15 protein-coding genes and 1 pseudogene are annotated in these 14102 nt (G+C 68.3%); 4 read left to right on the forward strand and 12 right to left on the reverse strand.

Annotation, left to right across the window (positions count from 1 at the left end):
• Window positions 1-231: 231 nt before the first annotated feature.
• From DN412_RS40240 to DN412_RS40265, 5 genes are all read right to left on the reverse strand, one after another.
• Window positions 232-1698, reverse strand: coding sequence for an MFS transporter (locus DN412_RS40240; RefSeq protein ID WP_115216624.1), 1467 nt, complete (start codon window positions 1696-1698; stop codon window positions 232-234).
• A 67-nt stretch (window positions 1699-1765) separates the two neighbouring features.
• Window positions 1766-2461 (reverse strand): intradiol ring-cleavage dioxygenase, encoded by a 696-nt coding sequence (locus DN412_RS40245; RefSeq protein WP_115216625.1) that lies wholly within the window; start codon window positions 2459-2461, stop codon window positions 1766-1768.
• Between the two features lie 62 nt (window positions 2462-2523).
• On the reverse strand, window positions 2524-2733 hold the full coding sequence (locus tag DN412_RS40250) for a hypothetical protein (RefSeq protein WP_115216626.1): 210 nt from the start codon (window positions 2731-2733) through the stop codon (window positions 2524-2526).
• A gap of 343 nt (window positions 2734-3076) precedes the next feature.
• The gene (locus tag DN412_RS40260) at window positions 3077-3544 is read right to left on the reverse strand and encodes a nucleoside deaminase (protein WP_115216627.1); all 468 of its coding nucleotides are present in this window, start codon (window positions 3542-3544) and stop codon (window positions 3077-3079) included.
• A gap of 167 nt (window positions 3545-3711) precedes the next feature.
• Window positions 3712-4317 (reverse strand): helix-turn-helix domain-containing protein, encoded by a 606-nt coding sequence (locus tag DN412_RS40265; RefSeq protein WP_115216628.1) that lies wholly within the window; start codon window positions 4315-4317, stop codon window positions 3712-3714.
• Window positions 4318-4421: 104 nt separating this feature from the next.
• Between DN412_RS40265 and kbl the strand changes: the two genes are divergently transcribed.
• Both kbl and DN412_RS40275 read left to right on the forward strand, forming a co-directional pair.
• Window positions 4422-5621 (forward strand): glycine C-acetyltransferase, encoded by a 1200-nt coding sequence (kbl, locus tag DN412_RS40270; RefSeq protein WP_115216629.1) that lies wholly within the window; start codon window positions 4422-4424, stop codon window positions 5619-5621.
• Window positions 5621-6577 carry an L-threonine 3-dehydrogenase gene (locus DN412_RS40275; RefSeq protein WP_115216630.1) on the forward strand — a complete coding sequence of 319 codons (957 nt, stop codon included), beginning with the start codon at window positions 5621-5623 and terminating at the stop codon, window positions 6575-6577. The genes kbl and DN412_RS40275 overlap by 1 nt, the downstream gene beginning before the upstream one ends.
• 30 nt (window positions 6578-6607) lie before the next feature.
• On the opposite strand, the gene DN412_RS45250 is transcribed toward DN412_RS40275, so the two are convergent.
• Complete coding sequence (locus DN412_RS45250; RefSeq protein WP_244223064.1) at window positions 6608-7474, reverse strand: helix-turn-helix domain-containing protein; 867 nt, start codon at window positions 7472-7474, stop codon at window positions 6608-6610.
• A gap of 899 nt (window positions 7475-8373) precedes the next feature.
• A pseudogene (locus DN412_RS46255) lies at window positions 8374-8442 on the reverse strand (hypothetical protein); the annotation flags it as partial.
• Here DN412_RS46255 and DN412_RS45255 point away from each other — a divergent pair.
• Together DN412_RS45255 and DN412_RS40285 are read left to right on the forward strand one after the other, a co-directional pair.
• Window positions 8417-9268: a hypothetical protein gene (locus DN412_RS45255; protein ID WP_244223061.1), complete on the forward strand. Its 852-nt coding sequence runs from the start codon at window positions 8417-8419 to the stop codon at window positions 9266-9268. The pseudogene DN412_RS46255 and the gene DN412_RS45255 sit on opposite strands and share 26 nt — an antisense overlap.
• 325 nt (window positions 9269-9593) lie before the next feature.
• Window positions 9594-10469 (forward strand): tripartite tricarboxylate transporter substrate binding protein, encoded by an 876-nt coding sequence (locus DN412_RS40285; protein ID WP_244223062.1) that lies wholly within the window; start codon window positions 9594-9596, stop codon window positions 10467-10469.
• A gap of 29 nt (window positions 10470-10498) precedes the next feature.
• On the opposite strand, the gene DN412_RS40290 is transcribed toward DN412_RS40285, so the two are convergent.
• The 5 genes from DN412_RS40290 to DN412_RS40310 form a co-directional block, all read right to left on the reverse strand.
• The gene (locus tag DN412_RS40290) at window positions 10499-10828 is read right to left on the reverse strand and encodes a hypothetical protein (protein WP_078199535.1); all 330 of its coding nucleotides are present in this window, start codon (window positions 10826-10828) and stop codon (window positions 10499-10501) included.
• Window positions 10829-11017: 189 nt separating this feature from the next.
• Entirely contained in the window at window positions 11018-12244 is a 1227-nt protein-coding gene (gene serA / locus DN412_RS40295) for a phosphoglycerate dehydrogenase (protein WP_115216632.1), read from the reverse strand.
• A gap of 112 nt (window positions 12245-12356) precedes the next feature.
• On the reverse strand, window positions 12357-12878 hold the full coding sequence (locus DN412_RS40300) for a hypothetical protein (RefSeq protein WP_115216633.1): 522 nt from the start codon (window positions 12876-12878) through the stop codon (window positions 12357-12359).
• A 97-nt stretch (window positions 12879-12975) separates the two neighbouring features.
• On the reverse strand, window positions 12976-13170 hold the full coding sequence (locus DN412_RS40305) for a hypothetical protein (protein ID WP_115216634.1): 195 nt from the start codon (window positions 13168-13170) through the stop codon (window positions 12976-12978).
• Window positions 13171-13296: 126 nt separating this feature from the next.
• Window positions 13297-13944, reverse strand: a complete 648-nt coding sequence (locus DN412_RS40310; protein WP_115216635.1) for a Vgb family protein — start codon at window positions 13942-13944, stop codon at window positions 13297-13299.
• Window positions 13945-14102 lie beyond the last annotated feature (158 nt).

A 14102-nucleotide genomic window follows, 5' to 3' on the forward strand; every position in this document is an offset into this window, starting at 1 on the left:
GGCGAATCGCCTCCAGCGTCTGATGGTCAAATGTACGTCCGTCTCGTTTCATACACGATCCGACCGGCACGGGCATCGCAAAGTTCCCCAATTTGTCGACTTACTTATCGACTGGTGAGTAAGATGGCATGCGGTGCACGACGAATGCGGCAGGCATTGAGGGGAGTGCTGAGGATACGGAGAAGGCGAGGCTTGCCCGCTGGTCGCAGAGGATTGCCCGATGTGATCGCGCTAGTCGTCGACCCCGAGCGGCGGTGCAATGTCCTCCAGCGGGCGGCGTTCGGCATCGATGCCGAAGCGCAGGGCCAGCAGTCCGGCGACGATCACCAGTGCCGCGCCGAAGCCGTAGCCTGCTGCGACGGCTTCGCGGCTGCCGCTTTCGATCAGCGCGCCCAGCAGCAGTGGTGCGACAAAGCCACCGGTGCCGGTGCCCACGGCGTAGAACACGGAGATCGCCAGCGCGCGCATTTCCAGCGGAAACACCTCGCTCGCGGTCAGGTAGGCCGAGCTGGCCGCGGCGGAGGCCAGGAAGAACACCGCTGACCAGCACAACGCCTGGGTGCGTGCATCGAGCCAGCCTGCAACGAAGGCCCAGCCGGTCAGTGCCAGGCCGATGCCAGACAGGACGTAGGTGGCGGCAATCATGCGCCGGCGCCCGATGTGGTCGAACAGCGGGCCGAGCAGCAGCGGCCCGAGGGCGTTGCCCAGCGCGAACGGAAAGATATACAGCGCCACGCGCGCTTCCGGCACGGCATAGAAGCGAGACAGCACCAGTGCATAGGTGAAGAAGATCGCGTTATAGAAGAAGGCCTGCGCCACCATCAGTGCCAGTGTGATGATGCTGCGCTGGCGATAGCGCCGCAGCAGCAGGCGCATGACTTCGCCCACGCCCGGCGCGGCGCGCCGGCGCATGGTCACCGCGACACAATCGGGCGCCACCGGCGGCAGCGGACCGTGGTGGCGGCGTACCTCGGCCTCGATCGCGGCGATGACGCGCTCGGCCTCTTCCAGGCGACCGTGGGTGGCCAGCCAGCGCGGGCTCTCGGGCACGTGCTTGCGCACCAGGATGATCGCCACCGCCAGCACCGCGCCCAGCGCAAAACAGGCGCGCCAGCCCCATACCGGGCCGAGCACGCGCGCATCGAGCAGCACCAGGCTCAGCCCCGCGCCGAGGGCCGCGCCCAGCCAGAAGCTGCCGTTGATGGCCAGGTTGACGCGCCCGCGCACGCGCGCGGGAATCAGTTCGTCGATGGCGGAATTGATGGCCGCATACTCGCCGCCGATGCCCAGGCCGGTGAAGAAGCGGCACGCGGCAAAGAAGGCAAAGCCGGGCGCGAACGCGGTCGCCAGCGTTGCCGCCATGTAGACCGCGAGCGTGGCCAGGAACAGCCGCTTGCGCCCGAGCCGGTCGGCCATGCGCCCGAACACCAGCGCCCCCAGCACCGCGCCGGCGATATAGAGCGACCCCGACCAGCCCACCTGCGTCGCCGTCAGCCCCAGCGTATCGGGCCGCTCCAGCACGGCGCCGACGGAGCCGACCAGCGTGACTTCCAGGCCATCGAGCACCCAGGCGATGCCCAGCGCAATCGCCACGCGCCAGTGCCAGCGCGACCACGGCAGGCGGTCCAGTCGCCCGGGAATGTCAGTGCGGAATGCGGTGTCGACGGGAAGGCTGGCGAGGGAGGTATCGGTTGGCATTGCCAACCAGTATAGGAAACAGCGGCAAGCGGGTGACGCCGCGCTCGGCCGTGTCTGCAGGAACGGCTCAGGCGCGAGCGATGCCGACCGTGAACTCGGCCTCCAGCAGCCCCGCTGCATCGGCGGCCTGGTGCACGCGCATCAGGTTCGGGCGCGACCCTGCGATCGGATCCTGCGCAGTGGCGCGCGACGGCACGCCGTGCGCGCGATAAGCCGGATGCGTGCCCAGCACCTCGCGGTTCAGCGCATCGCTGAAGTACAGCTGGCTGGTCAGGGCCGCCGTGTGTCCGAGCAGCACCTTGAAGTGGATATGGATGGCGCGCGGCGCGTACCAGCCGGGATAGATCGACGTGAACGTCGCCACGCCATCCTGGCCCGTGGGCTGGACGCCGCGCAGGAAGCGCGCCTGGCGGTTGCCGGGGCTTTCGCCGCTGTAGTTGCCGTCGGCATCGCAATGCCAGATGCTGACCAGCGCGCCCGGCACCGGCGCGCAGCCGCGCTGCGCGTCCACCACGCGGATGCGCAGCCGCAAGGGCTGGCCGGGGCGGTCGTCGCGGATGTCGGCGCGTACCAGGGCGTCGTCCAGATAGAAGGGGCCTTCGGTGGCGGAGGGAGTCAGCAGGCACGCGGCGGGGGTGGCCGCTGCCGCGCCGGGCGCGATGCCGGCAGCGGCAAGCAGGCCCAGGTCATACAGGAAGCGGCGGCGCGCCGCATCGGCGTTTGCCGCCGTGCCGTCGGCGCCAATGGCCGGACGCACCGTCATCGTGGGCTCCGTGGTGTTGCGGGTGTGCCTTGCGGCGCGTGCTGCAGCGTCGGGCCGGGACTTCAGCGCCCCATCGCCTTGAGCATCGAGTAGCCGTGGCTGGTGATGCGCGGCTCCTGTCGGGAGCCGTGCAGGATTTCAAGTTTTACGAGTTGCTTTTCGACCAGTGCCTTCAGGTCGATGGGGTCGATCTGGCGGGAATCGCTGGAATCGAGTGAATCCGGGCCGTCGCTCAGCAATAGCAGCGTGGCAAGTTCATGCGGGCTCAGCACGTTCGTCTCCTTGGCTAAAGGGGGGCGTTTGCTGGGATTCTGCGCAGCGCAACAGCGCCAGGCGCGGGAAGACGAAAAAACGGTCGGGGAGACGATGCGGCACATGCCGGCTGCGCGTGCTGCACTGCGGTGAAATGCTGCAATGCGGCGCCTGTCTCCGGCAATCAGTTGGTTTGACGAGGCAGGCAGCGCGCGGTTCCGTTCAACGGCAGAACGTTACATGTGATCGGGCGTCGCAGCGCCGTCATCGCCAATATTAACTACCTACGGTGACAATGTAATGGCCATGCCGGCGCTGTGGAATTGGGGCGGCAGCCTACCGCCCCGTACCGGCTTGCCCCGCTTACTGGCCCTGCCGCTCGCGCCAGGCCTCATACAGGTCGATGCCCTCGTCGCGCGCCGGCACGTAGGCCAGCTTCATTTCCCGTTGCTCCAGTGGCCGGGCCAGCTCGATGTAGCCGCGCTCCGCGGACAGGTCGTAGGGCGCGCCGTCCTCGTTTGAGTAGGCGTAGTAGACCGCTTCGACGCCGGCGAGGTGCATCGCCGACAGGCACATCGAACAGGGGTAGCCGCTGGCATACACGGTGCAGCCGCTCAGGTCAGGTTTGCCCAGCGCGCGGCTGGCGGCGCGCACGGCCTGCATTTCGGCGTGCGCGCTCGGGTCGCAGTTGGCCTCCACCTCGTTTACCGCGCGCGCCAGCACCTTGCCGTCCCTGACGACCACGGCGCCGAAGGGCCAGGTACTGCGCTCGCGCACGTTCTCCATGGCGAGGCGGATGGAATCCAGCAGATAGGCTTCTGTCGTCGACACGCGTTGTCTCCAATTGAGGCCTGGCCCGTGCAGGCGGATGGTGGTGCGGGCCTCGGGAATATAGGCCAGCGTGCGCGCGCATGGTGGCGTGGGTTGTTATAGGGCGTATTTGGGCCGTGCGCGCGCTGAGCGGCAGCAGGCGGCGCGCAGCCGCCTCCCTTTTCGTGTCAGCCCGGATGCACTACAACCAGTAGTGCGGTGGCAGTGGTCTTGCCGCCATTGGAGATCGCATGTGCGACATCGGCCGCATAGCGCGCGGTCTCGCCGTGCCGCAGCTTCTTTTCATCGGCGCCCGCGCGCACCGTCATCGATCCGCTCAGTACCGACAGGTGTTCCTGGGTGCCGGCCTCGTGCGGCTCGGAGGACAGCACGCCGCCGGCCTGGATCGTCAGTTCATACCACTCGAAGCGCCCGGCCAGGTCGATCGGGCCCAGGATGCGCAGGTCGCAGCGGGTATCGGGGCTTTTCAGCGACGGGATCGCGTGTGGCTGGACCACGGTGATGCCGCCGCCGGGGCGCTCGGCCGCGCCGCCCGCGAGGAAATCCGCCAGGTTCACGCCGAGTGCATTGGCCAGGCGCCACAGCACCGCCACGGTGGGGTTGGCCAGGTTGCGTTCGATCTGCGACAGCATCGACTTGGAAACCCCGGCACGGCGCGACAGTTCGTCAAGCGACAGCCGCTGCTGCTGGCGCAGCGCCTGCAGCGCCATGCCGACGGCGGGCGGCCCGTCGGTCTGCGCGGCCTGGGGGTTCTGGGCGAGGGCTTGCGTCATGGATGGATGTTCGTTATATTGCTCAAAACGTTCGATATACAGAACGTGTTCGATTTATCGATCAGATCGTAGCACACCCCTCGCACACCAACGGGAGCCAAGCCATGTCGAATGCCGAGGCATTCTATGCATCCATCCGCACCGAACTCGAAGGCATCCGCGAGGCGGGGCTGTTCAAGAACGAGCGCGTCATCGCCACGCCGCAGGGCGCACGGGTGCGCACCACCGACGGCCGCGAGGTCATCAACCTGTGTGCCAACAACTACCTGGGCCTGTCGTCGCACCCGCAGGTGATCGAGGCCGCGCACGAAGCGCTGCGCACACATGGCTTCGGGCTGAGCTCGGTGCGCTTTATCTGCGGCACGCAGGACCTGCACAAGACACTGGAGGCGCGGCTGTCGAATTTCCTCGGCACCGAGGACACCATCCTCTATGGCTCGGCCTTCGATGCCAATGGCGGCTTGTTCGAAACGCTGCTGGGTGCCGAAGACGCGGTCATCAGCGATGCGCTCAACCATGCCTCGATCATCGACGGCATCCGCCTGTCCAAGGCGCGCCGCTACCGCTACGAGCACAACGACATGAACGACCTGCGCGTGCAGCTGGAGCAGGCACGGGCCGACGGCGTGCGCTATACGCTGGTGTTTTCCGATGGCGTGTTCTCGATGGACGGCACCGTGGCGCGGCTGGATGAAATGCGCGCGATCTGCGACGAGTACGGCGCGCTGCTGGGCATCGACGAATGCCACGCCACCGGCTTCATGGGCCAGCGCGGGCGCGGCACGCATGAGGCGCGCGGCGTGTTCGGCAAGATCGACATCATCACCGGCACGCTGGGCAAGGCGCTGGGCGGCGCCTCGGGCGGCTTCACCAGCGCGCGCAAGGAAGTCGTGGCGCTGCTGCGCCAGCGCTCGCGGCCGTATCTGTTTTCCAACACGGTGGCACCGGCGATCGTGGGGGCATCGATTGCGGTGCTCGATATCCTGGAAGCCAGCACCGAGCTGCGCGACCGGCTGGAGCGCAACACCAAACTCTTCCGCGCGGGGCTGGACAAGCTCGGCTTTGACGTCAAGGCGGGCGACCACCCCATCATCCCGATCATGGTCTACGACGCCGACAAGGCGCAGCAGCTTGCGCAGCGTCTGCTGGAACTGGGCGTGTACGTGGTGGGCTTCTTCTACCCGGTGGTGCCCAAGGGCCAGGCGCGCATCCGCGTGCAGATGAGCGCGCTGCATGACGAGGCCGCGCTGCAGTCGGCGCTGGACGCCTTCGGCCAGGCCGGCCGCGAACTGGAGCTGATCTGATGGAAGAGGGCAAACCAAAGATCCTGATCGTTGGAGCCAACGGCCAGATCGGGTCTGAACTGGCACTGGCGCTGGCCGAGCGCTATGGGCGCACCAATGTGATCACCTCCGACGTGGTGCCCACCGGCCGCCATGTGCACCTGACGCACGAGATGCTCAACGCCACCGATCGCGGCGAACTGGCGACCGTGGTCGAGCGCCATGGCATCACCCAGGTCTACCTGCTGGCCGCGGCGCTGTCGGCCACCGGCGAGAAGGCGCCGCAGTGGGCCTGGAACCTCAATATGACCAGCCTGCTCAACGTGCTGGAGCTGGCGCGGCAGACCGGGCTGGAGCGGGTGTTCTGGCCGAGCTCGATCGCGGCCTTCGGGCCCACCACGCCGTCGGACAACACGCCGCAGAAGACCGTGATGGAGCCCACCACTGTCTACGGCATCTCCAAACAGGCGGGCGAGGGCTGGTGTCGCTGGTATCACGCCAACCACGGCGTGGATGTGCGCAGCGTGCGCTATCCCGGCCTGATCTCGCACAAGACCCCGCCCGGCGGCGGCACCACCGACTATGCGGTCGATATCTTCCATGCGGCGGTGAAGGGCGAGCCTTATCCCTGCTTCCTGAAGGAAGACGAGGCCCTGCCGATGATGTATATGCCCGACGCCATTCGCGCCACCATCGAGCTGATGGAAGCGCCGGCGGACAAGCTCGGCGAGCGCGGCAGCTACAACATCGCCGGCATGAGCTTCACGCCCGCGCAGATCGCCGCGGCCATCCGCGAACAGGTGCCGGGCTTCCAGATCCGCTTTGAACCGGACTATCGCCAGGCGATTGCGCAGGGCTGGCCGGATTCGATCGACGATTCGGTGGCGCGCGCGGACTGGGGGTGGCAGGCGGAGTACGGGTTGAAGGAGATGGTGGCGGACATGCTGACCAACCTGAGGGCGACGCTGGCCGCCTGAGCCGCTACCGGGCAACTGCGCCGCCACGGCTCACGGGATCAGTCCGCGCGCCCGGCCCAGTGCCACCGCATCCGTGCGGCTTTGCGCGCCGAGCTTGGCATGGATGCGGCGCAGGTGCGACTTGACGGTCAGCTCCGACAGGAACAGCTTCTGCGCGATCACCCGATTGCGGTAGCCGGCCGACAGCATGTGCAGCACTTCCAGTTCGCGTCCGGTGAGCGGGTCCGGCTGGTTCGACGCTATGGATACCGGCGACGGCCCCGAGGCGGCAGGCAGCCGCTCAAGCAGGCCGGCAACGAAAGGCGCGGCCACGCCGAGCGCCGCGGCCTGTGCCAGGTTTGCCTCCGCCCAGGCGTGCAGCAGTACGGCAACCGGCTCGCCTTCTTCAAGGAAGGTGCGGTAGAAGCCTTCATGGCTGGCCAGGCGCAGGGCTTCGGTCAGTTCTTGCAGCGCGGCTTCGCGCTGCTGCAGCCGGTCGAGCGCGGTGGCGCGCAGGATGCGCAGCCGCAGCACGCGCCAGTAGCGCTGGCGCGCCTGTGCGGCGCCGACAGCGGCGTCCAGGTCGGACAGCGCCTGCGCCGCGTTGCCGCGTGCGATGTCGAGCCGGCAGCGCGCGAGCAAAGGCCGGTCGATATCGTTGGCATGGCCAGTGGCGTCAAGCGCCTCCCAGCCGCCGTACAGCTCGGCTGCCTGCAGCGCCTGTGCCGCCGATTCCAGCTTGCCTTCCAGCGTGGCCACGCGCGCGCGTTCCAGCCAGGCCGAGCACACGATGCGCGCAGTGCCGGACTGCTGTCCCAGCTGCTCCAGTTCGGCCAGGCGCTGCAGCCACTGGCCGCGGTCCCCGCGCGCCAGCGCCAGCCGCGCGCCAGCGCCAGCCGCGCGCTCAGCACGTGGCAGGCAATGACGGTGTCGGGCGGGCCGTTGCCCTTGCTGTAGGGCAGGGCGTTGGCCAGCAGCCGTCCCGCCTCGTCCCGCGCATCGTGCTCATACAGCGCCAGGGCCCAGAACACATCGCCACCGGGCCGGTTGCCGGCGACCACTTCGGGCGCGGCGTTCCAGCTGCCCGGGTGGTTGCCGGAGGCCGCGCGCAGGCGCGCCAGCGCATTGCCCAAGCGGCCCTGTACCAGGTCGATCACGCCTTCCAGCGTGTCGCTGAGGCTGCCGGGTGACTGCGCCGACTGCGGCTGCTGCGCGCGCAGCGTCGCCCGCGACAGCACGCTGCGCGCTTCGTCATAGCGGTGAGTGCAGATCAGGGCGTAGGCCAGCGAATTGGCGAGGATGCGGTACTGGAAGGGCTCGTCCGGTGCCAGCCGGTGCAAGTGTGCGCCGGCGGCGTCGCGGCAGGCCTCGACCTGGTCGGTCATGGCCAGCAGCACGCAGCGGATGGTCTGCGCTTCGACCGCCAGGCGGGCGCGCTCGCCGTCGTTGCCGGCGTGTTCCGGCTCCGGCAGGAAGGCTACCAGCGCGGCCATGGCCTCGGCGTGGCGCCGGTTGAGCAGCAGCGCCCACGCGCGCGTCAGCGCCAGTGCCGGCTGCCGTGCCAGCGCCGCGGGCCGGACCTGGTCGAACCAGCGCAGCAGCAGCCGCACCCGGCCGGAGCCAAGCAGTGCACCGGACTGGCTGGCCATGGCATCGAGCGCTTCGTCGTGGTGGCCGGCCAGCAGGTGGTCCACGGCCGGGATCGGGTAGCCGTGCTCCAGGTACCAGTGTGCCGCGGCCAGGTGCAGCGGCGCGACCCGCTCGGGCGCCTGCGCCGCCAGCCGATGCTGCAGGAAGCTGGCAAAGAGCCGGTGGTAGCGGTACCAGGTGCGCTCGGCATCGAGTGGAAACAACAGCAGATTGGCGCGCTCGAGATGGTCCAGCATCTCGCGCGCGTCGCCGCGGCCGGTAGATGGCGGTGGCCCAGCCTTCGGTGCAGCGGTACAGCGTGGCGATATCGCCGTCGCGCAGCGGCAGGCCGCAGCGCCCGCGCAGCAGCTCGGTGGTTTCGTCGATGGAGAAGCGCAGGGCGGCCGGAGGGATCTCCAGCAACCGCCCGCGTGCGCGCAGCCGGCCCAGGCCGATTTCGGGGGCCGTGCGCGAGCCGATCACCAGCATGCCGCAGGGCGGCATGACCTCGATCAGCTGCTGCACAAAGTCCAGCGCGGGCGGGCTCTGCAGCGTCTCCAGGTCATCCAGCACGAGCGCGAACGGTTGCGCCGCGCCGCCCACCTGCTCCAGGATGCGCTTCGCCAGCCGTGGCCCGGCGGCCGGCGCAGCCGCCCCGCGCCGCCTGGCGCCGCGCGGTGTGGCCAGGCCGGCCAGGGCGGCATCGAGGTGGACCAGCAGCCGTTCCAGGTCGTTGTTCCCCGCATCCAGGCGCAGCCACGCCGTAGCTTGCTGGTGCGCTGCGCAATGCGCCACGTACTGCTGCATCAGCGTGGTCTTGCCGAAGCCGGCCGCGGCACGCAGCAGGATCACGCGGGCCGCGCGGTCCTGCGCCATGCGCGCGACCAGGTGCGGCCGCCCGATGGTGGCGGGGTGGGGCACGGGCGGCGCCAGCTTGGACGCGAGCACCGTCGGCTTCGGCGGTGGTCCGCCAGTCTCGGTGAGGTTGGCAAAGGGGTGCAATGCGCTCTCCTTGAAGGCGATGCCGGGTCGCGCGGGGCAGAGGCTGGACAGCAGCATATGTGCTGTATCAGTAATATTTAGGCGCGGTGGCATGCAGTGCGGGCCATTGTTTCATCGGCACCCGGGTTGCGTCCTAGTTCGTTTGGACGATTCTGCGGGCGTGCCGAATTTCCTCCCTTCGATGGACGACACCGGCACCCGAGCCTCCTACAGTGGCCCGCACGCGCTTCCGGCAGCGGCCCGCAGAGGCTGGCCGGGCATGACGTGGCAGGGCACCGGCCCGGTACGTGCCGGCTGCCGCAGACGAGATACAGGAGACAAGACATGCAGCAAGGCAGGCGCAGGGTATTGCAGCAAATGGGTCTTTGCGTCGCGGGCGCAAGGCGGTGGGTTTCCGACGCGCACCGTGCGCATCGTGATGCCGTATGTGGCGGGGGGAGCCGGCGACGTGGTCGCGCGCGTGATCGCGGACGGCCTCGCCAAGGCCTGGGGCAAGGCAGTGGTGGTGGACAACCGTCCGGGCGCCGGCGGCATGATCGGCGCGGACATGGTGGCCAAGGCCGAGCCGGACGGCTATACGCTGTTCGCGCTGACCGGCCTGGTGCAGGCTCCGCTGCTGTACAGCAAGGCAAATTACAACGCGGTGCGCGACTTCGCGCCGATCTCGGAACTGGCGACGTCCAACCTGGCGCTGGTGGTCCAGCCCGGCGTACCGGCGGCCAACGTAAAGCAACTGATCGACTATATCCGCAAGCTGGGCAAGCCGCTGCCGTACGGCACCTACGGGCTGGGTTCCAGCGGGCACCTGCAGATGGAGATCTTCGGCCGCAACGCCAAGGTCGATCTGATCCACGTGCCTTACAAGGGTGAGGGCCCACTGGTCAATGACCTGCTGGGCGGGCAACTGCCGGCCGGCATCGTGGCGGCGGTGACGGCTCGCAACCATGCGCAAACAGGCAAGCTGAAGGTGCTGGCCGTCGCCGGGCAGGCGCGTTCGCCGTTGCTGTCCGATGTGCCAACCTTCCAGGAGGCGGGGGTGCCCGGCCTGGAGCGGCAGGGTTGGCTGGGGTTGTTCGCGCCGGCGGCGACGCCGCGCGCCGTGGTCGACAAGGTGTCTGCCGACGTCAACCGCGTGCTGGCCAACCCCGAGCTGCATGCGCGCCTGGTCGAGCTTGGCATGGTGGTCAAGGGAAGCTCGCCGAAGGCCTTTGCCGAGGTGGTGAAAGTGGAGCAGACCTACTGGGCGGAAGCCATCCGTGCTTCCAGTATCCGGCTGGACTGACACCGGCGCAGGCCTGCCTGCCGTGTCGTTTACTGATAGGTCACCACCACCAGGTACGCGTCCGGTGCACGGGCCGGCTCGACCTCCAGCCTGGCCGCGCCGATACGCGTCTGCCCGAGCAGCCGCGCAGGCGGCACGGCGAATGGTGCCGAGACGATCTGTCCCGATGGCTGCTGGCAACTCGCCTGCACCAGTCCTGCAGACGGACTGAAGCCGCATGACGGGTACGAGATGGCCCCCAGGAAGGTGATGGTGCCGGTTTGCGCGGCAGCGGTGCCCACCCCCGCCGCGGCCAGCAGACTTGCTGCGACCAGCCGGCCGGCAACGCCGGCGGCTTTCCTGCTCCGTTCATGCGACATGTCTACCCTCATTATTGTTAGCGTGGCGCTGACACAAGCCGCCAACCAGATCGCGCACAGTGCAGACCCACGGATCCACGTGGGGCCACAATGATCATAGCGGCGCGGTCAGAACATTCTTAAGGATTGAGACACTTCTGTGACAATTGCCTTGGTGGCCGCTTCAGGGCCGGGTCAGTGGCCGTGAGACTACGCGGCCCCGCGCAGGATCAGCCGTGAGCGCGCAAAGCCCGCGTGGGTCTGCAGCCCCTGCATCAGCTGCCCGGACGGCACGCGGTCCAGGTCGGTGACCACGTAGCCGGTGTGGCCGCGCGTCTGCAGGTGCTGGCCGGTGATGTTCACGCCTTCCTGCGCCAGCAGCGTGTTCAGTGCCGCAAGGGCGCCCGGCGCGTTGCCGTGCACGTTGAGCAGGCGCGCCGGCGCGTGCAGCGGGCCCGGGTCGACCTCGGGGAAGTTGACCGCGCCGATGGTGCCGCCGGTGGCCAGGAAGTGCGCCAGCTTGGCCGCCACTTCGGTGCCGATATTCTCCTGCGCTTCCTCGGTGCTGCCGCCGACGTGCGGGGTCAGCAGGACGTTGGGCAGGTTCTGCAGTTCGCTGACGAAGGGGTCGTTGTTGGTCTTCGGCTCTTCCGGGAACACGTCGATGGCTGCGCCGGCCAGGCGCTTTTCACGCAGCGCCATGGCCAGCGCGGCGATATCCACCACGCTGCCGCGCGAGGCATTGATCAGGATCGCGCCCGGCTTGCAGGCGGCGAGGACGCGCGCATCGATCATATTGCGCGTGCGCGGCGTGGCTGGCACGTGCAGGGTCACCACTTCGGCCTGGGACACCGCTTCTTCCAGCGAGCCGGCGGCGCGCGCGGAGCCGTGTGAGAGCCGCGCGAGCACATCGTAGTAGATCACGTGCATGCCCATCGATTCAGCCAGCACGCCTACCTGCGAACCGATATTGCCGTAGCCGACGATGGCGATGGTCTTGCCGCGCGCCTCGAACGCGCCAGCGGCGCCCTTGGCCCATTTGCCGGCGTGTGCCAGCGCGTTCTTCTCCGGGATCCGGCGCAGCAGCATCACCGCCTCGGACACCACCAGCTCGGCCACCGAGCGGGTATTGGAGAACGGCGCATTGAATACGGGAATGCCGGCGGCCGTGGCGGCGTCCAGGTCGACCTGTGAGGTGCCAATGCAGAAGCAGCCGATCGAGAGCAGTCCCGGGGCGCTGCGGATATCGTCCGCGCGCAGGTGGGTAGCGGAGCGGATGCCGACCACGTCATGGCTGGCCAGCACCTGGCGCAGTTCGGCGCCGGCCAGCGCGCCGGTGCGGCGCTCGACGTTCAGGCCGGCTTCAGTCAGTCGGGCGTTGGCGCTCTGGTGGATGTTCTCGAGCAGGATCGCAGTGGTCACGTTCGTTTTCCGCATGGAGGGGTTGGCGGCGCTTGCCGCATCCCTGCCATTCTGCGCGCAAAACGGTGCCAGGGCCGGGGAGCCCCTGCTGCCGGCAATGGCACCGGCCACCTCTGGTGGCGCCGCGTCAGCGCGCGCGGCGCGCGTCGCCGCCGAGCGGATCGACCATGATCATGGTCTGGCGCAGCACGCCGGCATCATCGAAGTAGCAGCTGAAATGCGCGCTCTGCAGGCCGTCCTTGTACATCCGCCATGACCAGGCTTCACGCTTCATCAGCGGATAGTACTGGACGGGTTCGCGCGGCAGGCCGAAGCGTTCCTGCACGTCCTGCTTGGTCCAGACCCCGACCTGGGCGCGATAGATCTCCGGCTCGGTCAGCATCTGGCGATAGCCGGTGAGCTTGCCGCCGGCATCGAAATCGGCGGCGTAGACCTCGTGGCCGAAGGGCTGGCGCGACCAGAGCCAGCGGGTGGTGCCGTCGGCCAGGCGGAAGGTCTCGGTGGGCGGCCCGAACGTATTGCGTACGTCACTTTCCGGGCTTCCGATCATTTGTCTGCCGGTCTGTACGGGCTGCAAGCTCGCACAGGCGCCAAGCGAGCCGAGCACGACAGCGGCAACGCACATTTTGCCGACAAATCTGATGGGCATGGACCGGGGTGGCATGGTGCTCTCCTGCGGACGGGGTGCCCGCATCCGCTATTGTCCGGCCGACGGGCCGGCCCGTGCAACACCGGCAGACGCCGCCTTAGCAGCGGCCCTTCTTGGCCTGGCCAGGCGGGCAGAAGGACTCGTTGCCGTACGCGTCGACGCGGCAGTTGCCCTTCTTGGCCTGCCCCGGCGGGCAGCCCTGGGGGCCGCCGCCGTAGTCGTCATAGGGGGCTACCACGCAGCCGCCAAGCAGCGCGCTGCAGGCAACCAGAAGGGCCAGGGCGGATTTCATTGCATTCTCCTTGTTGTGGGGATTTCGTTTGCCACAGGAGAATAGAGGGAGCCAGCGCGGTTGTCTGTAAGGAATCGTGAAGACGGCCGCGCCGGGGTTGCCCGCCCGGGCCGGGGCGGCTTCCCTTCAGTCGTTGCCGTCGTGCCGGGGCCGGCGCACGGCGCGCAGCTTGCCGCTGTTGCCGCCACCGCAGAAGAAGCGGTCGCCGCCATCGGACTCCAGCCCGGACACCCCTGCGCCCGGCGGCATGGCGATGGCTTCCAGCACCGCGCCCGACTGCGGATCGATGCGCCGCAGCTCGCTCTGGTCGCCTTCCCAGGTGCCGTGCCAGAGCTCGGCATCGACCCAGGTGACGCCGGTGACGAAACGGTCGGAGGTGATGGTGCGCAGGACCGCGCCCGTCTGCGGATCGACCTGGTGGATCTTCCGCTCCCGGTACTGCCCGACCCACAGGGTGCCCTCGGCCCAGGCCAGGCCTGAGTCGCCGCCGCCGCCCGGCGCGGGGATGGTGGCCAGCACGCGTCCGCTCTGCGGATCGATCTTCTGGATGCGGTCCTCGGCGATCTGGAACAGGTGCTGGCCGTCGAAGGCCGTGCCGGCATGGGCCGGGACCTCCAGCGAGCGCAGCGTCTTGCCGCTGGCCGGGTCCAGCGCATTGAGCTTGTCACCGCTGGCAAACCAGACCTGCCGTCCGTCAAAGGTGACGCCATGCACATGGTCGATGCCCGGGAAGGGGCCGTATTCGCGAAGCACTTCGGCGCTTGATGTTTCCATGTTTAATCCTCGTCGGTTGATCGTTGCATGACCCATGCTAGGAGATTGTCGGATTTTCGGGGATCTCCAGTCGTCCGGCGGGACGGGTTGAGCGTTGATAAATTCACTGTTCGCTGAGTGAGCCCATAGATGAGTCGTTTCGTGCCCGTTGATCGTCA

This window comes from Cupriavidus lacunae (genome assembly GCF_003353055.1).
GTDB lineage: Bacteria > Pseudomonadota > Gammaproteobacteria > Burkholderiales > Burkholderiaceae > Cupriavidus > Cupriavidus lacunae.

Coding starts and splice junctions, on each gene's coding strand:
- DN412_RS40240 (WP_115216624.1), bottom strand. CDS start 1,698: ATGCCAACCGATACCTCCCTCGCCAGCCTTCCCGTCGACACCGCATTC.
- DN412_RS40275 (WP_115216630.1), top strand. CDS start 5,621: ATGGAAGAGGGCAAACCAAAGATCCTGATCGTTGGAGCCAACGGCCAG.
- DN412_RS40310 (WP_115216635.1), bottom strand. CDS start 13,944: ATGGAAACATCAAGCGCCGAAGTGCTTCGCGAATACGGCCCCTTCCCG.
- DN412_RS40265 (WP_115216628.1), bottom strand. CDS start 4,317: ATGACGCAAGCCCTCGCCCAGAACCCCCAGGCCGCGCAGACCGACGGG.
- DN412_RS40300 (WP_115216633.1), bottom strand. CDS start 12,878: ATGCCCATCAGATTTGTCGGCAAAATGTGCGTTGCCGCTGTCGTGCTC.
- DN412_RS40305 (WP_115216634.1), bottom strand. CDS start 13,170: ATGAAATCCGCCCTGGCCCTTCTGGTTGCCTGCAGCGCGCTGCTTGGC.
- DN412_RS40245 (WP_115216625.1), bottom strand. CDS start 2,461: ATGACGGTGCGTCCGGCCATTGGCGCCGACGGCACGGCGGCAAACGCC.
- serA (WP_115216632.1), bottom strand. CDS start 12,244: ATGCGGAAAACGAACGTGACCACTGCGATCCTGCTCGAGAACATCCAC.
- DN412_RS40290 (WP_078199535.1), bottom strand. CDS start 10,828: ATGTCGCATGAACGGAGCAGGAAAGCCGCCGGCGTTGCCGGCCGGCTG.
- kbl (WP_115216629.1), top strand. CDS start 4,422: ATGTCGAATGCCGAGGCATTCTATGCATCCATCCGCACCGAACTCGAA.